The sequence below is a fragment of the Chitinophaga sp. 05T412 genome (assembly GCF_056396465.1).
This window is the reverse complement of the sequence record NZ_JBFTLN010000006.1, coordinates 1-20200: the sequence shown is the minus strand read 5'-3', so window position 1 is coordinate 20200 and position 20200 is coordinate 1. Positions and strand designations below refer to the sequence as shown.

15 protein-coding genes are annotated in these 20200 nt (G+C 43.0%); 11 read left to right on the top strand and 4 right to left on the bottom strand.

Annotated features, from left to right (window positions below):
• Nucleotides 1-11: 11 nt before the first annotated feature.
• Together AC1DFM_RS14580 and AC1DFM_RS14575 are read left to right on the top strand one after the other, a co-directional pair.
• Nucleotides 12-1019, top strand: coding sequence for a PorP/SprF family type IX secretion system membrane protein (locus tag AC1DFM_RS14580; protein WP_477077466.1), 1008 nt, complete (start codon nucleotides 12-14; stop codon nucleotides 1017-1019).
• 63 nt (nucleotides 1020-1082) lie between these two features.
• Complete coding sequence (locus tag AC1DFM_RS14575) at nucleotides 1083-3143, top strand: OmpA family protein (protein WP_477077465.1); 2061 nt, start codon at nucleotides 1083-1085, stop codon at nucleotides 3141-3143.
• A 181-nt stretch (nucleotides 3144-3324) separates the two neighbouring features.
• Here the strand turns inward: AC1DFM_RS14575 and AC1DFM_RS14570 are convergent, their stop codons facing one another.
• Entirely contained in the window at nucleotides 3325-3834 is a 510-nt protein-coding gene (locus AC1DFM_RS14570) for a hypothetical protein (RefSeq protein WP_477077464.1), read from the bottom strand.
• 492 nt (nucleotides 3835-4326) lie between these two features.
• On the opposite strand from AC1DFM_RS14570, the gene AC1DFM_RS14565 reads away from it, so the two are divergent.
• Nucleotides 4327-5742: an MATE family efflux transporter gene (locus AC1DFM_RS14565; protein ID WP_477077463.1), complete on the top strand. Its 1416-nt coding sequence runs from the start codon at nucleotides 4327-4329 to the stop codon at nucleotides 5740-5742.
• 76 nt (nucleotides 5743-5818) lie between these two features.
• Nucleotides 5819-6742: a PfkB family carbohydrate kinase gene (locus AC1DFM_RS14560; RefSeq protein ID WP_477077462.1), complete on the top strand. Its 924-nt coding sequence runs from the start codon at nucleotides 5819-5821 to the stop codon at nucleotides 6740-6742.
• 82 nt (nucleotides 6743-6824) lie between these two features.
• Here AC1DFM_RS14560 and AC1DFM_RS14555 read toward each other — a convergent pair whose 3' ends face one another.
• On the bottom strand, nucleotides 6825-7616 hold the full coding sequence (locus tag AC1DFM_RS14555; protein ID WP_477077461.1) for a S1/P1 nuclease: 792 nt from the start codon (nucleotides 7614-7616) through the stop codon (nucleotides 6825-6827).
• Between the two features lie 105 nt (nucleotides 7617-7721).
• On the opposite strand from AC1DFM_RS14555, the gene uvrB reads away from it, so the two are divergent.
• The 4 genes from uvrB (at nucleotide 7722) to AC1DFM_RS14535 (ending at nucleotide 13788) form a co-directional block, all read left to right on the top strand.
• Nucleotides 7722-9776, top strand: a complete 2055-nt coding sequence (gene uvrB, locus AC1DFM_RS14550; RefSeq protein WP_477077460.1) for an excinuclease ABC subunit UvrB — start codon at nucleotides 7722-7724, stop codon at nucleotides 9774-9776.
• A gap of 408 nt (nucleotides 9777-10184) precedes the next feature.
• Nucleotides 10185-11576 (top strand): ammonium transporter, encoded by a 1392-nt coding sequence (locus AC1DFM_RS14545; protein WP_477077459.1) that lies wholly within the window; start codon nucleotides 10185-10187, stop codon nucleotides 11574-11576.
• A gap of 278 nt (nucleotides 11577-11854) precedes the next feature.
• Nucleotides 11855-12940 carry a porin gene (locus AC1DFM_RS14540; protein ID WP_477077458.1) on the top strand — a complete coding sequence of 362 codons (1086 nt, stop codon included), beginning with the start codon at nucleotides 11855-11857 and terminating at the stop codon, nucleotides 12938-12940.
• Nucleotides 12941-13125: 185 nt separating this feature from the next.
• Nucleotides 13126-13788 carry a DUF2461 domain-containing protein gene (locus tag AC1DFM_RS14535; protein WP_477077457.1) on the top strand — a complete coding sequence of 221 codons (663 nt, stop codon included), beginning with the start codon at nucleotides 13126-13128 and terminating at the stop codon, nucleotides 13786-13788.
• Between the two features lie 79 nt (nucleotides 13789-13867).
• Here AC1DFM_RS14535 and AC1DFM_RS14530 read toward each other — a convergent pair whose 3' ends face one another.
• Together AC1DFM_RS14530 and AC1DFM_RS14525 are read right to left on the bottom strand one after the other, a co-directional pair.
• Nucleotides 13868-14119: a hypothetical protein gene (locus AC1DFM_RS14530; protein ID WP_477077456.1), complete on the bottom strand. Its 252-nt coding sequence runs from the start codon at nucleotides 14117-14119 to the stop codon at nucleotides 13868-13870.
• 317 nt (nucleotides 14120-14436) lie between these two features.
• A complete protein-coding gene (locus tag AC1DFM_RS14525; protein WP_477077455.1) occupies nucleotides 14437-15426 on the bottom strand; it encodes an aspartate-semialdehyde dehydrogenase in 990 nt (329 codons plus the stop codon).
• Between the two features lie 147 nt (nucleotides 15427-15573).
• Between AC1DFM_RS14525 and AC1DFM_RS14520 the strand changes: the two genes are divergently transcribed.
• The 3 genes from AC1DFM_RS14520 (at nucleotide 15574) to AC1DFM_RS14510 (ending at nucleotide 19970) form a co-directional block, all read left to right on the top strand.
• Nucleotides 15574-17277, top strand: a complete 1704-nt coding sequence (locus AC1DFM_RS14520; RefSeq protein WP_477077454.1) for a lamin tail domain-containing protein — start codon at nucleotides 15574-15576, stop codon at nucleotides 17275-17277.
• Between the two features lie 93 nt (nucleotides 17278-17370).
• Nucleotides 17371-18039 carry a DUF5606 family protein gene (locus AC1DFM_RS14515; RefSeq protein WP_477077453.1) on the top strand — a complete coding sequence of 223 codons (669 nt, stop codon included), beginning with the start codon at nucleotides 17371-17373 and terminating at the stop codon, nucleotides 18037-18039.
• A 209-nt stretch (nucleotides 18040-18248) separates the two neighbouring features.
• Complete coding sequence (locus AC1DFM_RS14510; protein ID WP_477077452.1) at nucleotides 18249-19970, top strand: M3 family oligoendopeptidase; 1722 nt, start codon at nucleotides 18249-18251, stop codon at nucleotides 19968-19970.
• Nucleotides 19971-20200 lie beyond the last annotated feature (230 nt).

The window sequence follows — 20200 nt, the reverse complement described above, 5'->3', positions numbered from 1 at the left end:
AAAATGTTCCTATGAAAAGGATTTTTATAGTCGCAATAATTTTATGGAGCAGTTTGTTGCCCAGGATATGTGCTGCCCAGGTAGATCCACACTTCTCACAATATTATGCCTACCCGTTATGGTTGAATCCTGCGCTGACGGGCGTAATAGATGGTGATTACCGCATTAGCGGTGATTATCGTAATCAGTGGGCGAACTACGGCAAGCCATTCTCTACTGCCGGTGTGTCTATTGATGCCGCCACGGATAAAAATGTTGGTGTGGGATTGAACGTAATGAATATGTCGGCAGGAGATGCCGGCTATAATTACTTTAATGCCATGGCCAGTGTTTCCTATAGTGGTGTGAAATTCGGGCCTACCAAAACGAGCCAAATCGTGTTTGGTATCAATGCGGGCCTGATTAACAGACGCCTTGATCCGGCTAAATTTCAAACAGGTAGCCAATACCAACCAGTAACAGGTTTTGATCCCAGCATCTTTAACGGAGAAAATGTAAGTAAAACATCTTCTACACAGTTTGATGCCGGCGCTGGTGCGGTTTTCTTTGACGGTAATCCGAATCACATGTTCAATCCATTTGCCGGATTTGCCGCCGCCCACCTTACACAACCTAAAGATCCTTTCTCTTCTGATGGTACAGAAAGAAAATTGCCAATACGCTATCTGGTACATGGTGGTACAAAGATTAAACTGAATGATAGGATACACCTTACCCCCACAGGGCTTTATATGAGACAAGGTAATGCAGAGGAAATAGTGGCAGGCATGTATGCTCAGTTGATGGTAAACCCCGAATTTGATTTCCTGGTAGGAGGTAACTATCGCTTTAATGATGCGGTAATTCCTTTCGCCGGATTCCATTTTAAAAGCTTTACACTGGGATTGAGTTATGATGCCAATACTTCTAACATGCGCCGCCTGGTAAATGGCAGCCAAAGCTTTGAAGTATCTCTTTCCTTTATCAGCCGCAAAAGAAGAGTGTTGAACGAAGAATACTTTATTTGTCCCAGGTTATAATCAGCAAGCAACCGGATCAGAATGGAGGAAAAAACTTATACTGAAAAAAGAAATGGAACCCTCATGAAAAAAATTACACTCTGTTGGCTGGTAGTTTTTTTAGGAATAATGAATGCGATACAGGCGCAATATGTTTACGATTACAAACATACTGCGGATGTTTTTTACAATTCAAGAGATTATTATTCCGCAGCGCAATATTATAATAAAGCGCTTGGCACTTTCAAGATCAAACCAGAACAGGTATTACCCTATACCCTTGCCGGTTCCGCTCCTCCCAGTGGGAAATTGAAAGATTATCAACAGGTAGTAGCCAGATTGGCTGAATCTTACCGCCTGTTCTATGACTATGGTAACGCAGAAACCTGGTACGCTCAGCTGGTAGGCTTCAATAATCCTGCATTTCCCCAGGCACGCTACTGGTATGCAGTATGCTTGCGCTTCAATGGGAAATATCAGCAGGCGTTGGATGAATTTACCAAGTTCAAACAAAGCTATACTGCTGCAGATGAGCTATCTGTAAGAACCCCACTTGAAATTGCCTGCTGCCAGTTCGCTTTGTCTGAAGCGAATAAAGAACCAAGATTTACAATCGTAAAAACATCAGGGAACGTGAATGAAGGAGGCGCCAACTACGCCCCGGTAGTACTGGATGGAAGTACTTTAATGTATACTTCTTCCCGTTCTGATAATCCACCCTTGCCTACCCCTGCTACTAAATCAGCTGCAGCTAATAAGAAACAGCCTAAGGGTACCCCCTATGTAAACACATTGTATACTGCTACCGGCAGTGATAATAATTATAACAATAGTCAGAAAGTAAAAATACCTCTTGCTAAAGGTTATGACCAGGGTGTATCTGCAGTTACACCAGATGGTAACTCCCTCTATCTTACCCGTTGGCAAATGAAGGAGGGGATAAAGCAATCTGCTATTTACCTCAGCACCCGTCAAAATGGGGTATGGTCTGAACCTAAAATACTGGGAGATAATGTAAACGTACCTGGATATAATTCCATGCAGCCGTATATCACAGCCGATGGAAAATACCTGTTGTTTGCTTCCAACAGACCTGGTGGTATGGGAAAGAATGACTTGTGGTATTGTATTATGACCAATGGAGTGCCAGGTGGTGCACGTAACATGGGAACTGCTATTAATACCAAAGATGAAGAACAGGCACCTTTCTATGATGCAGAAAAGAACCTGCTGGTATTCAGCTCCGACGGTCGCGTAGGTTTAGGTGGACTGGATTTCTTCCAGAGTGAAGGCGATTTCGGTACCTGGTCAACACCCGTGAATATGGGAAAGCCATTGAATTCTCCTAAAGACGATATCTATTATACAGCACTTGATAATACGCATCCTTTCGCGGCAGGTTTCATTAGCTCCGACAGGGAATCTATCTGCTGTCTGGAAGTATTTGGTATTCAACGTATCCGTAAAATAGCGAGTGGACTTATCGTTGATTGCGATACTCATCTGCCATTACAGGGAGCAACTGTTACCCTGCTGGATACGGTGAGAAGAAAAACGATTAAGAAAGTAACCCTGGGCACCGATGGCAGATATACCTTTGAAGTAGACCCACAACGCTACTACAAGATAATCGCCGAGAAAGATAACTATTTCACCAAAGCACTCTATTTCAATACAGACGAATTGCAACGGGTAGATTCTATGGATAACCCAACGCTCTGTCTCAAGCATTATGAAATTGAGAAACCAATTGTGCTCAATAATATTTACTACGATTTCAATAAAGCCACGCTTCGAGAGGAATCGAAAATGGTGCTGGATACCGTCGTGGATATGTTGAAAGACAATCCGAAACTGACCATTGAGATGAGCGCACACACAGATAGTGTGGGTTCTGTAAAGTATAATGAGAAGTTGTCTCAGGCACGGGCGCAGTCTTGTGTTGACTACCTGATAAGCAGAGGCATTTCATCTGATAGGCTCATTGCAAAAGGTTATGGTAAATCAAGACCAATTGCACCAAATTCATTGCCTAATCATAAAGATAATCCGGAAGGCCGTCAGCTGAATCGTAGAACAGAATTCAAGGTGTTGAAAAGACAGGTGCAGGTAAAAGAAGAATACGATAATAGTAGTAGTCAATAATATTTTTTCTAAGCACGGTCGTACACCGATTGCTTCCATATCCTACATTTACCATAGCCGCGCAGTGTATGCGCGGCTATTTTTATTTAGTAAGGTTTCCTGCTTAAATATATCAATAGGAAAAGCATATCCCTTTTCAAGGATATGCTTTTGATAGTTTTAATGTAAACGCTAAAAAATATTAGTTGGTTTTTCCAAACAGGCCAATAGCCAGCGTGTCATTACCTTTCAATACTTTAATGTGAGAAGCGATAGCCACTGCGTTGTTATATTTGAAAGCAGTATCTCTTTGAGGACCACTTTCTTTGCTAACCTTGATAGATTTTACATTTTCGAAAATCTTTACAGCTTGTACAGCGCCGGTTCCGGTAAAGTTACCTTTGTACAGGGTATCTTTAAGAGGCACAGTAGGAGTACCGCCAATCAGGTAAACATTATGTACGGCGTCTTTAGTATTCTTAGTAAGGTTCAATACCACATTAACAGAGCTATCAGTATTTTCAGTCAGTACGAGGCTACCTATTTTAGTATCCTTGTCAGCGCCAGTACCTTTCAGATCAAAGGTTTTAGAGCGTGGTGTTGGAGGAGGTGTAGGTGCATCATCATCTTTTTTGCAGGATGTGAAAGTGATACCCAATACAGTAGCGAGCACTACTCCCGTCAGGAGCGTGTTTTTGTTGAACATAAGCATGATTTCAGTTTTATAAGAGTTTTTTAGATTGCGATTTTCACAGTTGTAGTTTTACAACTGATGTTGATCTTGTGATTTTTTTGTGATGATTTTTTCTATATAGGTTTTCAGCGCTTACTAGTAGATGTTAAACGAGGCATGAAATAAAAAGTTACAGCTATAAGTAGAAATTTTTTTAAATGTTTATTTTAATCTTATGTAATCCTTGCTGGTAAAGAATTGCAGAGTGGTAAAAAAATATTTTTCATAACATGGTAAGTATAACTACATGTTTAACCATTTATATTTTTGTGAGCTAAATTTTCTCACAAGATCATTTTGAGGATTCAGAAATTGAATTACATTTGTAAGGCATCTTATGATGCGCCAACTGATGGAAATATGAAAAACTAATTAGACACGGTACTTCCGTTTGTCGCCCTCCCACTTCTACTTTTCTAGTTTGCTACGCCCTCACGGCGCAGTGTCTCCCCTTATTTTCAAATTTATTGTATGCATGTTTTTAAGAAGATGCTATCTGGCGTAGCTCGTTTCTTTCAATTATTTAAGATAGCCGTTACTGGTAGCGAAAAAGACTTTACAACAGGTAGTATTAACCGCGCTATTTTTTTGTTATCTATCCCAATGATCCTGGAAATGGCCATGGAATCGCTGTTTGCAGTAGTGGATATTTATTTTGTGAGCCACCTGGGAGTAAATGCTATTACTACGGTAGGGTTAACAGAATCGGTATTGTCACTGGTGTATACCGGTGCTATGGGATTGAGTATGGCGGCTACCGCTATGATTGCCAGACGAACTGGTGAAAAAGACCCGGATGGTGCTGCACATGCCGCTGTCCAGGTACTATATCCGGGCCTGATGGTTTCAGTATTGATAGGTATAGTTGGGATATTTTTTTCGAAAGATATATTACTCCTGATGGGTGCCGCCAAAGAAGTTGTTGACTACGGTGTTGTATATACGAAAATAGTACTTGGTGGAAATGTGGTAGTTATCTTGTTGTTTTTGATCAATGGTATTTTTCGTGGTGCCGGTGATGCTGCATTAGCGATGAGAACATTGTGGTTGGCCAACGGATTGAATATTTTGCTCTGCCCGTTACTGATCTCAGGCTGGGGGCCTGTTCCTGCCCTGGGGTTGGAAGGAGCGGCCATTGCTACCCTTATTGGCAGAGGTGTTGGTGTAACTTATCAGTTGTATCACCTGGTGAAAGGAAAAGGATTAATACGAATAGCAAAACGACATTTGGCGCCAGTGTGGTCATTGATTGTTGCGGTGCTGAAAATAGCCATCGGCGCAACCGCTCAAATGCTGATTGCTTCCGCGAGCTGGATTTTCCTGGTGCGTATCATTTCTCATTTTGGAAAAGATGCCGTAGCCGGTTATACCATCGCCATCCGGGTGGTTGTTTTTACCATTTTACCTGCATGGGGAATGGCCAACGCTGCTGCCGCACTGGTGGGGCAAAACCTGGGGGCGCAACAACCGGATCGGGCGGCTACTTCAGCATGGCGGGCAGCATTCTTCAATATGATTTTCCTGGCCATCGTAGCTATCTTTTTTATGACCGGAGCACCTGCCGTTATAGGTTTCTTTACTGACGATGCCAACGTAAGGGTAATTGCGGTACAATCTCTTCAACTCATGAGCGGAGGTTATATTTTTTACGCGTTCGGCATGGTATTAACCCAGTCTTTTAATGGCGCCGGTGACACCCGAACGCCCATGCTAATCAACCTTGTTGCGCTGTGGATGTTCCAGATGCCGATGGCTTATACACTTTCGGTAGTGCTAAAAATGGGACCTAACGGGGTGATATGGGCAATGGTACTGGCAGATTCTGCAGCCGCTATAGCGTCTATCCTGTTGTTCCGCCGTGGGGCCTGGAAGGCAGTAAAGATTTAGCTTTCCGCTTTCTATAGAAGTAGTTACCTTTGCCAGGTTTTGTATTAAATTTTAAAAATAAAAATCACTAAATAGCATGTCACTCACGGTCGTAGGCACTATGGCGTTCGATGAAATCGAAACCCCCTTTGGCAAATCAGGTAAAATCATTGGTGGTTCCGCCACTTACATCGCATGGGCTGCGTCTAACTTTGTTCAGCCAATTAACCAGGTATCTGTTATTGGGGAAGACTTTCCTCAATCAGAGCTGGATGCACTGGCTGCAAAGGGCGTAGCACTGGATGGTGTGCAACACAAACCGGGAGAGAAAACTTTCTATTGGTCAGGAAAGTACCACATGGACATGAATACCCGCGATTCACTGGCTACAGAACTGAATGTACTGGCAGATTTTAAACCAGTTATTCCTGAAAGCTATCAGGGAAGCGAATTCCTGATTTTGGGTAACCTCACGCCACAGGTACAAATGAGTGTATTGGATCAGTTGAAAGTACGTCCTAAGCTGATCGTAATGGACACTATGAACTTCTGGATGGAAGTAGCACTGGATGATCTGCTGAAAGTGTTAAAAAGAGTAGATGTGCTGATGGTGAACGATGGAGAAGCCCGCCAGCTGAGTGGTGAATATTCCCTGGTAAAAGCTGCCCGTAAGATTATGGAGATGGGTCCTCGTTACCTGATCATTAAAAAGGGAGAACATGGCGCATTGTTGTTCTACGAAAACCATGTATTCTTTGCACCTGCTATGCCACTGGATGATGTATATGATCCAACCGGTGCTGGTGATACTTTCGCGGGTGGTTTTATAGGTCACCTGGCTAAGACAAAGGATATCTCTTTCGAAAATATGAAAACCGCTATCATCGTGGGTTCTGCCCTGGCGTCTTTCTGCGTGGAAAAATTCGGTACAGAGCGTATCCGCGAAATTACGCATGAAGATATCTCTGCCCGTCTGGAGCAGTTTGTGCAGCTGGTGAATTTTGATATAGACCTGGTATAGTAATCATCTTCATAAGATAAAAAACAAAAGAGAGGAACACATATGATGTTCGTCTCTTTTGTTTTTTATCTTATGAAGATGATTACTGATAAATACTGTTCAGAACAGCGGCCAGTCTCAGCCCTCCTTTCAATAATTGTTGGTTCAAATCAGCTACAAAAACATAGTTGTAGCGATAGCTGAGTTTAGAATCAGGTTTAGTATAGCCATAAACCCTGTCCGCCAGCAAATGCGACTCAAACATCCAGTCGGCGATAGAACCCTGCTGTAAGCGCTTAATTTCGCTAGCAGAAGCAATATTCAGGGCTTTGGTATATTCGGTATAGCTCAGCTGCTGGAAATCGATCAGTTGTTCATCCCATACCCGGTGAAGGTTAGAGGCTTTATCGAACCACATTACGTTGATTTTGTTGCCGCCCATGTCTTCATCACGGCCCACATGCAGGGGCTGATGCATATCTCCCATCATATGTACCAGGAAAGTGAGGGCAAATAAATGCTTTTCCTTAGTCAGTGTACGGTTTTTCAGGTCTTTAATCATGGCCTGGGTTTCGGCATACAGGTTTTCGCCGGTAGCCGCTGCCAGTAATTGATTGAACTGCTCGCGCTCAACGCCTGCAGGGAAATCAAGGTAGTGCCATGAGTTGGTATGGTCATATTGGTGGGTGGTATCCGACTTAATAAAGTCAGGCCAGTTGGCAATCATGGCCATGCTTTGTGGTCCCAGGATCTGCATCACCGCTTTACGCGCTTTGGGCGTCAGATGAAGCCAGGCAATTTCAGCGGTAATACGGTGACCATTAGGGCCCCAGGCAAAGGTGGCAAGCGGAAGCAGGAAGGCCGCTATCAGGCCCATTAAAATTTTTTTTCTCATAAGTCTGTCCTTAGTCTAAGCCGCAAAATTAAAGCTTCTTTTTTAACACTTTAACTTCCTTATTCTTTAGTATTTTTACAGATACTGCTCAAATATCATTTCAATATGCCTTTTAGTATCCATGCACCATATTCTCCTGCTGGAGATCAGCCGGAAGCTATTAAACAATTAACCCAGGGCCTCAACGAAGGAGAAGCATTTCAGACCCTGCTGGGGGTAACCGGTTCTGGAAAAACCTACACCGTAGCCAATGTAATACAAGAGGTACAACGCCCTACCCTCGTTTTGACACATAACAAAACGCTGGTAGCACAGCTGTACGGCGAATTCAGACAGTTTTTCCCGGATAATGCGGTGGAATATTATGTATCCTACTACGACTATTACCAGCCGGAAGCTTATATGCCGGTGAGTGATACTTATATAGAAAAAGATCTGGCCATCAACGAGGAGTTGGATAAACTCCGGTTGAAAACCACCGCTAACCTGCTTTCTGGCCGTCGCGATATCATTGTGGTAGCCAGCGTGTCCTGTATCTATGGTATCGGTAACCCTACAGATTATGAAAATGGGATTATCCGCATCCAGAAAGGACAAACCCTGAGCCGTAATACGTTGTTGCACGGACTGGTAAATTCCCTGTATAGCCGTACCACAGCCGATTTCAATAGAGGCAACTTCCGGGTAAAAGGAGATACGGTAGATATTAACCTGTCTTATGTAGATTATGGCTACCGGATTACTTTTTTTGGAGATGAGATAGAAGAGATAGAAACCATTGATGTACAAAACAGCAAGCGTATTGCCGTTGTGGAAAATGCCGCCATTTTCCCGGCTAATATGTACCTGGCTCCTAAAGAGATGATGCAACAAATCATCTTTGAAATACAGGATGAGCTGAATGCACAGGTAGAGTATTTTAAAGCCAACGGTAAACTGATAGAAGCCCAACGTTTATCCGAACGGGTAAATTATGATGTGGAGATGATCCGTGAACTAGGCTACTGTAGCGGTATTGAGAACTATTCCCGGTTCCTGGACCGCCGTAAACCTGGTGCAAGGCCATTCTGCCTGTTGGATTATTTTCCGGACGACTTTCTGCTGGTAATRGATGAAAGTCACGTAACGATTCCGCAAATCGGCGCTATGTATGGCGGTGATCGTTCCCGTAAACTGAACCTGGTGGAATTTGGCTTCCGTTTACCATCAGCAATGGATAACCGTCCACTCAATTTTTATGAGTTTGAGAACCTGGTGAACCAGGCCATTTTCGTGAGCGCTACCCCCGGTGATTATGAGTTGAAGAAAACTGAAGGGGTGGTGGTAGAGCAGGTGGTGCGTCCTACTGGTCTGCTGGAGCCACCTATTGAAGTAAGACCCAGCATAAACCAGGTAGATGACCTGTTGGAGGAAATAGATAAACGGGTTCAAAAAGGAGATCGTGTGCTGGTGACTACGCTCACCAAGCGTATGGCCGAGGAAATGGACAAATACCTGGGACGCATTAATATTAAGTCGCGCTATATCCACTCGGAGGTAGATACGCTGGAGCGTATCGAAATCCTGCGTGACCTGCGGTTGGGTAATATAGATGTATTAGTAGGGGTAAACCTGCTGAGAGAGGGGTTGGACTTACCGGAAGTATCATTGGTGGCCATTCTGGATGCCGATAAAGAAGGCTTCCTGCGCGATGAACGTTCATTGACGCAAACGGCGGGTCGTGCGGCTCGTAATGTGGATGGATTGGTAATTTTCTATGCAGATACCATTACGGAGAGCATGCAGCGCACCATAGATGAAACAGATCGCCGTCGGGAAAAGCAGGTGGCTTTTAACCTGGCGCATAATATAACCCCCAGAACGGTTCGCAAAACCAAGGAGCAGATTCTGGGACAAACGTCTGTATTGGAAATTAAGCACTTCGATGAAAATTCTCCGATGGCAGTACATGATGAGGTACAGCTGGTGGCGGAAGATGCGATGGAGTATGCGAAATCTTCTGCTGCAGCGGTAAAGACGATCCCACAGATGGAGAAATCTATTGCGAAGGTGAAGAAGGATATGGAAAAGGCGGCCCGCGATCTTGATTTTATGGAAGCGGCTCGTTTAAGGGATCAGATGTTTGCGATGGAGCGGGAATTGTTAGAAATGAAACAATAAATGGCTTTGTCTGATTATAATATTATATAGAATTAATTATAATATAATTATCCTCTTTTCCATATTATAATAATTATTATTTAATTTATATTTAATTCTTTATCAGGTGTTTGGGCAACTATTCTTCACTACACTGTGGCACATGCACCTGATAAATTTGAAAATTGTTAACCTTTCCGTAATGTTTGTATAATTAATTAATAACCAAATACTTATGTCTATTTTATTCCTTTGAGAGAAGACGATATTCCAAAAAAAATATAATTAATATTATTATTAATTATAATATAATTGACTTAATCCTAAATATCGTACCGTTCATTCAAATATTTCTATTTTTAGCGCCTTCTATTTGATGTTTTAAATTTCACACCTACTTTTATTTAAGAAATTTAAAAATCAAACGCTATGAAGAAAATATCACTACAGGACTACCTGCCCTTCATTTTTCTTGCGATTGTTGCAATTGTTGGAATTTTTATCCCTACCCTACCGAATTTTGCAGATACCAGTAAATATAATTCCGCTGATATTGCCTGGATCCTGGTAGCGTCTTCCCTGGTATTTTTGATGACCCCCGGTTTGTCCTTCTTTTATGGAGGCATGGTAAATAAGAAGAATGTTATTTCTACCATGATGCAAAGCTTCATAGCAACAGGCCTGATAAGTGTAGTTTGGCTGGTAGTTGGTTTTAGTCTGGCGTTTGGTAAGTCTCACGGAGGTATTATAGGTGATCCCCGCACATTCTTCATGTTCCAGAACGTGAGTTCAAGCGGACCATGGAGCCTTGCTCCCTCTATTCCACTGCTGCTGTTTGCACTTTTCCAGATGAAGTTTGCCATCATTACACCGGCGCTGGTAGTAGGTGCGGTAGCGGAAAGAATTCGCTTTACTTCTTATGTACTGTTCATGGTGCTGTTCAGCTTATTAGTATACGCCCCTATTGCACATTGGACCTGGCATCCGGATGGTATCCTGTTTAAATTAGGTGTACTGGATTTTGCTGGTGGTACGGTAGTACACATTACTGCTGGTTGTGCGGCACTGGCCGGAGCGCTGGTATTGAAAAGAAGAAAAGATCATATTGAGAAGAAAGAACTGCAACCAGCAAACATTCCGTTTGTGTTACTGGGTACCGGTTTGCTCTGGTTTGGCTGGTTCGGATTTAACGCAGGATCTGCATTATCTGCTAACGCACTGGCGGCATCAGCTTTTGCTACTACTAATACTGCTACTGCTGCTGCTGGTTTATCATGGGTGTTTTTTGATGTAATCCGCGGTAGAAAACCATCAGCACTTGGTTTCTGCATCGGTGCAGTAGTTGGACTGGTGGCTATTACACCTGCTGCAGGTTTCGTTGCTATCCCACAAAGTATATTTATCGGATTCATTGCTGCTATTATTTCTAACGTAGCAGTTCACTGGAAATCAAAAACAAGCATTGATGATACGCTGGATGTATTCCCTTGCCATGGCTTAGGTGGTATGGTAGGTATGTTGCTCACTGGTGTTTTCGCTACTAAAGCAGTGAATGATGCTGGTAACAACGGCTGGTTCTATGGCAACTTTGAGCTGTTCAAAAATCAGGTGCTCGGTTTGCTGCTGGTAGTGGGTTACAGCTTTACTGTCTCCTATGGTATCTTTAAGCTCATCAACTTTATTCACCCGCTCCGCGTATCGGAAGAAGAAGAAGAACTGGGACTGGATCTTACTCAACACAACGAACACTATCACCCTTCTCTGATCAGCGTTTCTGATAATGGCTCACTGAAAGAAGAAGATGAACTGATACACTCTTGAAAAACAATAGTGATCAGGCAGGAGTTCACACTCCCTGAATTCGATCTTTATCAACTTTATTAAACATATACTTTATGTTGTAAGAACCTGGAATGGATAATTGGTAGATAAGTCGCTGTAAAAAGTGAAACTCGCATCCAATCATTGGCTACCGGTTATCCATTCCTTCTATTCTGATTGTAGCATCATCAGAAAGCACGCGTACACCCTCCCCGAAACAATCCACGAGCAAGACAAGGCCGATTAGTACATACATTTTATCAACCAAACTCACAAGTATGAAGAAAATGTTAACGACCTTATTTGTCATGGGCAGCAGTCTCGTTGCCATGTCTCAATCTACAACGGATACCACTGTGGCTCCAGCGTTCAAGCTATCCGGATCTGCTGATGTATATTACAAGTATAATTTAAACGGCAACAATACAGATAATAAAACCAGCTTTACCAATTCACATAATTCTTTCGAGTTAGGAATGGTATCGCTGAAGGTAGAGCATGGATTTAAGAAAGGAAGCATTGTGGCAGATCTGGGATTTGGTAGAAGAGCAGGAGAATTTTCATATAATGATACGCCTGGCTCATCAAATGGGTTATCCATGGCCATCAAGCAATTGTATGTGGCCTATCAGCTAACGGATAAAATAAAAGTGAGTCTGGGTAGTTTTGCCACCCACATAGGATATGAGTTGGTAGATGCTTACGCTAACAGAAATTATAGCATGAGCTATATGTTCAGCTACGGTCCTTTCTTTAATACGGGTGTTAAAGCAGACATTGCCATCACATCTTCCTTAAGTGCCATGGTGGGAGTATTCAATCCTACTGATCTGAAATCAGTATCCCAAAACAGTCATAAATATATTGGGGCACAACTGGGCTTTGCTCCCGCTGAAACGCCTATTAAATTGTACCTGAATTACCTCGAAGGAAAAGATACCTCCGGCGTGCAGAATCACCAGGTAGACCTGGTAGCTACTTACCAGATTAATAAAGTAATTGGCCTGGGCTATAACGCTACTTACAGTACTTATTCAAATACACGTACTCCGAAAAATATCCGTGAAAATGCAAAGTGGTGGGGAAATGCGCTCTATGTAAATCTTGACTTCACGGATAAAGTAGGACTCACTGTGCGCGGTGAATACTTCAGTGATAAAGATGGGCTGAAAGTGTTTAGTGCTGTACCTGGTGGTGGAAATGTAGTGGCCGGTACAGTTACGTTGAATTATAAGGTAGGAAACCTTACTATTATGCCGGAATTCAGATTAGATAAAGCATCTGCTGATATATTCAGCAAGTCTGACGGGAAGCCCTATGATATGACTTCCAATGTATTGTTAGCCGCCACGTACCACTTTTAGCGAAAGCGGAAAGCGGAAGGCAAAAGCATAAAGCTATCGAAGCGAATGATGGAAATTAGATGAGTAAAATTAATACTCACTACTGTCAATCGCTTCGATAGCTTTATGCTTTGTTTACAGGTGCTTTAGCACTTAGCCTTTTAGCTTTCTGTGCTTTTGTATTATCTTGAGATTAAAATAAAATAATGATGTTGCAACCATCCACGTTAAAATTTTTAAAATCGCTCAAACTGAATAACAATAAAGTTTGGTTTGACGAACACCGAACCGAATATTTAGCAGCAAAAGATGATTTTGAAAGCATGGTACAACAACTCATAGATGGGTTGGCTAAACAGGATGCGACAGTGCAGGGATTACAGGTGAAAGATTGTGTGTATCGTATTTATAAGGATGTTCGGTTTTCAAAAGATAAAACGCCTTATAAAACTAATCTGGGTGCTGCCTTTCAGCCAGGCGGGAAGAAATCAACTTTGGCGGGGTATTATTTTCAACTGGAACCGGGAGGAAACAGTTTTGTCGGTGGTGGTATCTGGATGCCAGCTGCACCAGATCTAAAAAAAATCAGACAGGAAATAGATTATAACTTCCACGAGTTTGAGCAAATCATTTCCAATAAGGAATTTATCAAACACTTCGGAAAGGTAGATGGAGATGCATTGAAAACAGCTCCGCAGGGATATCAACCGGATAATCCTGCTATTGCCTACCTGAAGCTTAAAAGCGTATTGGTGTCACGCCCTGTTACAGATGAATCCTGTACGCAGCCTTCCCTTGTGAGAGAAATACTGAAAACATTTAACATCATGCAACCATTAATCCGGTTTCTCAACCGGGCAATGGATTAACATAAAAGTGGTTTATTAGTTTATAAAAGTTAATACATCTTCCATAAACCAATAAACCACTTCCTGGTTTCATCCAGGATTAATTTTTGTGAATCAGGAATTCGAACGGACGAGCTTTACGATGTTTTAAAAGATTTTCTTTGTCCGTACGCGCGTGGGCAAAACGTTGATTATAAACATTCGCCACCTCAATAATAGGTATAATTCCGTCCAAAGTATCCTGCTGATCAACGATGTTCATGATCCGTGATACCTGTGAAGAGAAATTGGTGCTCCACTCTTCGGTGAACTTGTGCATTAACAAAAGTTCGCGATTGGTGTTGGTTTTCATAGGACTTAAGGGTGTTTTCTGATTAGAAAATAACGAAAAATACCGGCATCTCTAAAATTGGACTACTCTTCTTTTTCAAAGAGTTTTAGTTGGCATAGGATTATTGTTTCCAAAATTGGATTTTATCCCGCACAAATCAATACTACTTCCGTGTAATTTTTAAGCTTTTTGTGTTATCGTTTTATGAATCGCATAAAAAAGAGCAAGCGGTAAAGCGCTTGCTCTTAATGAGTTATAGATCTGTTTTCGTATAGTCATCTGCGAGAGATGCATTTAAGGGTAATTTAGCCCCTTAATTACATAGCACAACAGTATGATTACAGCCAGTGCTTACCACTGAGGTATTCTGCAATCTGTACTGCGTTAGTTGCTGCACCTTTACGGAGATTGTCCGCTACAATCCACATATTCACTGTTTTAGGCTGTGTTTCATCCCTGCGGATACGGCCCACAAACACTTCATCTTTATCGTGCGCGTCTTTAGGCATTGGATACAGTGCTTTAGACGGATCATCTACTACAATCACGCCCGGTGTTTGCGCCAGTAAAGCACGTATATCTGCTACTTCGTATTCATTTTCAAACTCAATATTCACGGATTCACTATGACCACCCATTACCGGAATACGTACAGTCGTAGCCGTTACCAGGATGCTGTCATCTCCCATAATTTTCTTCGTTTCATTCACCATCTTCATCTCTTCTTTCGTATAGCCGTTGTCGAGAAACACGTCTATCTGCGGAATAACATTCAGATCTATCGGATAAGCATAGGCCATTTCACCGGTAATGCCTTGTCTTTCATTCATTAACTGTGTTACCGCTTTTACACCAGTACCCGTTACGGACTGATAAGTGGACACCACTACCCTTTTAATTTTGTATTTCTCGTGCAATGGTTTCAGCACCAGCACCATCTGTATCGTTGAACAGTTAGGATTGGCAATGATTTTATCTTCCTGGGTAATAGCATCACCATTTACTTCCGGTACTACCAACTTTTTGGTCGGGTCCATTCTCCATGCGCTGGAGTTGTCGATTACGGTAATACCAGCTGCCGCAAATTTAGGCGCCCATTCCAGGGAGGTACTACCGCCGGCAGAAAAGATAGCCACATTAGGCTGCATGGAAATAGCCGTTTCAGCATTTACCACCTTCCAGGTCTTGCCCTTAAATGTTACTTCCTTACCTACGGACTTCTCAGAAGCCACTGGAATCAATTCAGTAACGGGAAAATTTCTTTCCGTTAACACTTGTAACATTTTTGAGCCTACCAATCCGGTCGCTCCTACTACGGCAACTTTCATTTGTTTTTACATTTTAAATTTTGGAAGCCCAAAATTAATATATAGCAAGCGGTTTTCATAGCATTAAGATTTTTTTTTACTGTTTACATCGCATTAACAAGGTGTAATATTTTGAATAGTAAGTTTGAGGCCCATAAAACCCCAAATATGAGAATGCCCATTGTTTGTGGCTGCATACTGTTGCAGGCCTTCGCCGGTTTTACCCAAACGGCTCACCGTTATGACGTAGTCATACACGAAATAATGCCCAAAGCCATTCCTGTTGCCGGTTTACCGCCTTATGAATTTATAGAGCTCCGAAATGTGAGCCAGCAGCCGGTACAACTGAAAAACTGGCGCCTGGCGGTGAATAAGCGCGAAGTAGTACTGCCGGAATATCTGCTCCCCGCAGATAGCTTGTTGTTGTTATGCCCGTCCATCGCAGTGGATAGTTATCATTTGGCCAATGTGCGGGGATTGGAGCGTTTTCCTGCTATAGCGGACGATACAGCGCTGATAGTGCTGTATAATCCCTCCAGGAGCGTTATACATGCGGTAAGCTATCACCAGGGCTGGTATGGACCTGTTAAACCAAAGGGAGGCATCAGCCTGGAAATGATTAATACTGCGCTGCCCTGCAGCGGAAAAATGAACTGGCGGGCCAGCACGGCGGTTGCCGGAGGCACTCCCGGCAAAGCCAATGCGGTAGCCGCTACCACCGTAGATGATACCCGGCCGGACTTGCTCTTTGCTGCTATAACAGATAGCCTGCAGCTGCTATTGCAATACAGTAAAACGCTGGATAGCGCCGTAGTAGCAGATCCTGCGCATTATCAACTGAGTGGGGGCATAAAAATAACCGGCTGCGAGGTGCTACCTCCGCTGTTCACCAGCGTAACATTGCGGCTCTCTGCACCAATACAGGCGGAACAAAACTATTTGCTAAATACAACAGGCGTTACCGGCTGTTACCAGGAAGAGAGTAATATCCATACCAGTGTTACCATTGGCACGCCGCAACTGCCACTGGCGCAGGATGTAGTGATCAATGAAGTTCTTTTTTATCCACCTCCCGGTGTACCGGAGTTTATAGAAATCTACAACCGCAGCCAGAAAGCCGTTGCGCTGAAGCAATTATATTTCGGGGTACGAAAGGACGGAAAGCCTGCGTCCTTAAAGCCTTTAAGTACAGCAGGCCGGCTATTAATGCCGGGACAATGGCTGGCTATCACTACGGATGCGGCATTGTTATGTCGCCATTACCTTTGTAAGGCCCCTGAAAATATACAGGAAGTGAGTAGTTTACCCACTATGCCTATGGCTGCCGGAGATATTTTGCTGTTAAGGGCAGATAGTACCATTATAGATGAATTGCCTTACCAGGATAGCCAACACTTTCCCCTCGCCAGTTCCTTACAAGGCATTTCCCTGGAGCGTTTGCAGTATGATGTTCCCGCCAGCCAGGGTAACAACTGGCATTCTGCCGCGGCAACTGCGGGTTATGCTACCCCTGGCGCACTTAATTCCCAGCGCCGGGTGGAAGCAGCGGATTCCCTCAATATTGTAATCGATCCGTCCGCGTTTACGCCAGACAACGACGGAATAGATGATATGGTGAAAATTTCCTGGCAGCTACCTGGCCCCGGCTATCTTGGAAATATTACCATCTTTGATATACGAGGGAGGCCCGTGCGCTTGCTGGCGCGTAATTTATTATTGGGAAACAACGGATATTTGCAGTGGAATGGAATTGGCGAAAATGCAGTAGTTTTACCGTCAGGGATTTATATATTTTTTATAGAGATATTTAATCTCAAAGGAGAGGTCAAACACTGGAAACGCACAGTGGTCATGGCACGAAAGTTGACCTGACCGACTCCCCCGTTGCAGGCTTTTTAGCCGTTAAAAATACCAGCGGTCAATCTATTATAATTATTTATATTTGCGCTTCCTAAAAATTTGAACATGCAGTACAGAGAAATTGTTGCAGTAACCGGATTGGGCGGTTTGTTTCAGTTAGTAGCCAGCAAACAAGATGGCGCCATCGTAAGGTCACTGGAAGATAAAAGTACAAGGTTTGTATCTTCCCGCGTGCATAATTTTACTCCACTGGAAAGTATTGAAGTATTCACTACCGGCGAAAACGTAAACCTGGCTGAAGTATTTAAAGCCATGGATGAAAAAGCAGCGGCATTCCCGCTTGTAGCAGGTAAAGCAGATAACAATGCTATCAAAGCTTATTTCAAAAACGTATTCCCTGAATTTGATGAAGACAGAGTGTATGTGAGTGATATGAAGAAGATGGTAAAATGGTTCGGCATCCTCAAATCAAACGATCTGTTGAAATTTGACGAGATCCTGGCCAATGGTGAAGGTGAAGTAGAAGAAGTGGCAGTAGAAGAAACCGCTGCTCCAGAGAAAAAGACAAAAGCCGCTCCTGCCGCTGAAGCTGCAGAAGTAGCCACAGAAGAAAAGCCTAAAAAGCCACGTGCTAAAAAGGCTGTAGAAGGCGAAGAAGGGGCCGAAGAAAAAGCGCCTAAAAAAGCCAAAGCAAAGAAAGATGACGCGCCGGCAGCAGAAGGTGAAGAACCTAAAAAAGTTGCAAAGCCACGCAAGAAGAAAACAGAAGAATAGTAAGAATCAGTTATTGATGGATAACAGATCGTTTCCAACAATAATATTATAGGTCAGGCTTCTATTTACAGAATCATATTTCTGTGAATAGAAGCCTGAATCGTTTTAGCATTCCCGTTTTTTAACGATTCTTTTAAGCCGATTCGCCCTGCATTCGCACAAAAATTCCTAAATTTCTACATTCGAAAAATTTTAAAATATTTGATAGCATGGATAATTTAAGTGCAGATATAAAAAAACTCCCCCGTCAATTTCTCCCCGAAACATTCACGGTAACTACCTGGGATACGCTACAGCCCTACTTCGAAGCCCTGCAGCAAAGACCCATCAACAACGTTGCCGACCTGGAGAAATGGTTGGAAGATATGAGCGAACTGGAAGCAGTCATCAGCGAAGATGCCTGCTGGCGCCAGATTCGTATGACCTGCGATACCAACAACAAAGAACTGGAAGAAGCATTCACTTACTTCTGCATGGAAATTCAGCCTAAGCTGCAACCCTACGCAGATGCACTCAATAAAAAACTCCTCGACAGCCCTTTCCGCAAAGAACTGGATCAGGACCTCTATAAAACCTACCTCCGCAATGTGGAAAAACAGGTAAAACTGTTCAGAGAAGAAAATATTCCCCTGCAGGCAGAACTGAGCGTGATGGCGCAACAGTACGGTGTTATATCCGGTAAAATGAGCATTATCGTAAAAGACCAGGAATATACCCTGCAACAGGCGGCAAAATTCCTGGAAAACAGCGACCGCTCCCTGAGAGAAGAAGTATTCACGAAAACGGCTGCACGTCGTTTGGAAGACAGGAAAGCTTTAGATGAGTTGTATACCGGACTGGTGGTGAAACGTGATCAGGTAGCTAAAAATGCAGGATTCGCTAATTACCGCGATTACAAATTTGAAGAACTGGGTCGCTTCGACTATACCAAAGAAGATGCATTTCAGTTCCACGCTGCTATTAAAGCGCATATTGTACCGTTGGTGCAGCAAATCCTGGAAAAGCAAAAGGAAAAATTGCAACTCGATACCCTGAAGCCCTGGGATACAGATGCAGAGCCGGTTGGCGTGAAACCATTGGAACCCTTCCAAACTGGTGATGAGCTGGTAAATAAGGCCATTGCCACTTTTGATGAACTGGGTCCTTTCTTTGGAAACTGCCTCCGCGTCATGAAACAAATGGGTCGCCTGGATCTCGAAAGCCGCAAGGGCAAAGCACCCGGTGGTTACAACTGTCCTTTGGCAGAAACAGGCGTGCCATTCATTTTCATGAATGCCGCCGGCCAGATGAAAGACCTTACTACTATGGTACACGAAGGTGGCCATGCTGTACACTCTTTCCTGAGCCATCATTTGTCGCTCAGCGCATTCAAAGAGTATCCCATGGAAATCGCAGAAGTGGCCAGCATGAGCATGGAACTGTTTACCATGGATCACTGGAACATTTTCTTCGATGACGCTACCCAACTACGCCGTGCACGTCTGCAACAGCTGGAACGCGCTATCACTATCTTCCCATGGATTGCTACCATTGATAAATTCCAGCATTGGATATACGAACATCCGCAACATACTACCGAAGAGCGTACTGCTAAATGGCTGGAGATTCTGAATGAGTTCTCCCCTGCAATAGTTGACTGGAGCGGTAATGAAGATTATCGTGCTATCACCTGGCAGAAGCAATTGCACCTGTTTGAAGTACCGTTCTACTATATTGAATACGGTATTGCACAACTTGGTGCTATTGCGATGTGGAAGCAATACAAGGAGAATAAAACACAGGCCCTGAATAATTACGTGCAGGCATTGAGTTTAGGTAATACCAAAACGCTGCCTGAATTGTATAAAGCAGCGGGTATTAAGTTTGACTTCTCCCCTGCATACGTAAAGGAACTGGCTGATTTCGTAAAAGCAGAAATAGAGAAAATATAAGTTAGAGCAGAAAGCGTAAAGCTGAAAGCATAAAGCTATTAAAGCGAATGACCAGAGCGTATAAGTAATTTTTAGGGACTATTTCACTAAGTGTGTAAACTTAAAAATCGGGGGATCAAATTAAAAGTTAGATTCTCACTCTTTTATCAAAAATAGTTAAAAACTGATTTAGGATCATGCCCCAGTTTCTAATGGGCATGGTCCATTTTTTTGATACATTTTTTTGATAC

What these genes read in the sequence shown, in the direction of transcription:
- AC1DFM_RS14540 (WP_477077458.1), top strand. Translation starts at nt 11,855, where the DNA reads ATGAAGAAAATGTTAACGACCTTATTTGTCATGGGCAGCAGTCTCGTT.
- AC1DFM_RS14525 (WP_477077455.1), bottom strand. Translation starts at nt 15,426, where the DNA reads ATGAAAGTTGCCGTAGTAGGAGCGACCGGATTGGTAGGCTCAAAAATG.
- AC1DFM_RS14555 (WP_477077461.1), bottom strand. Translation starts at nt 7,616, where the DNA reads ATGAGAAAAAAAATTTTAATGGGCCTGATAGCGGCCTTCCTGCTTCCG.
- AC1DFM_RS14530 (WP_477077456.1), bottom strand. Translation starts at nt 14,119, where the DNA reads ATGAAAACCAACACCAATCGCGAACTTTTGTTAATGCACAAGTTCACC.
- AC1DFM_RS14560 (WP_477077462.1), top strand. Translation starts at nt 5,819, where the DNA reads ATGTCACTCACGGTCGTAGGCACTATGGCGTTCGATGAAATCGAAACC.
- AC1DFM_RS14535 (WP_477077457.1), top strand. Translation starts at nt 13,126, where the DNA reads ATGATGTTGCAACCATCCACGTTAAAATTTTTAAAATCGCTCAAACTG.
- AC1DFM_RS14575 (WP_477077465.1), top strand. Translation starts at nt 1,083, where the DNA reads ATGAAAAAAATTACACTCTGTTGGCTGGTAGTTTTTTTAGGAATAATG.
- AC1DFM_RS14565 (WP_477077463.1), top strand. Translation starts at nt 4,327, where the DNA reads ATGCATGTTTTTAAGAAGATGCTATCTGGCGTAGCTCGTTTCTTTCAA.
- AC1DFM_RS14570 (WP_477077464.1), bottom strand. Translation starts at nt 3,834, where the DNA reads ATGCTTATGTTCAACAAAAACACGCTCCTGACGGGAGTAGTGCTCGCT.
- AC1DFM_RS14515 (WP_477077453.1), top strand. Translation starts at nt 17,371, where the DNA reads ATGCAGTACAGAGAAATTGTTGCAGTAACCGGATTGGGCGGTTTGTTT.
- AC1DFM_RS14520 (WP_477077454.1), top strand. Translation starts at nt 15,574, where the DNA reads ATGAGAATGCCCATTGTTTGTGGCTGCATACTGTTGCAGGCCTTCGCC.
- AC1DFM_RS14510 (WP_477077452.1), top strand. Translation starts at nt 18,249, where the DNA reads ATGGATAATTTAAGTGCAGATATAAAAAAACTCCCCCGTCAATTTCTC.
- AC1DFM_RS14580 (WP_477077466.1), top strand. Translation starts at nt 12, where the DNA reads ATGAAAAGGATTTTTATAGTCGCAATAATTTTATGGAGCAGTTTGTTG.
- AC1DFM_RS14545 (WP_477077459.1), top strand. Translation starts at nt 10,185, where the DNA reads ATGAAGAAAATATCACTACAGGACTACCTGCCCTTCATTTTTCTTGCG.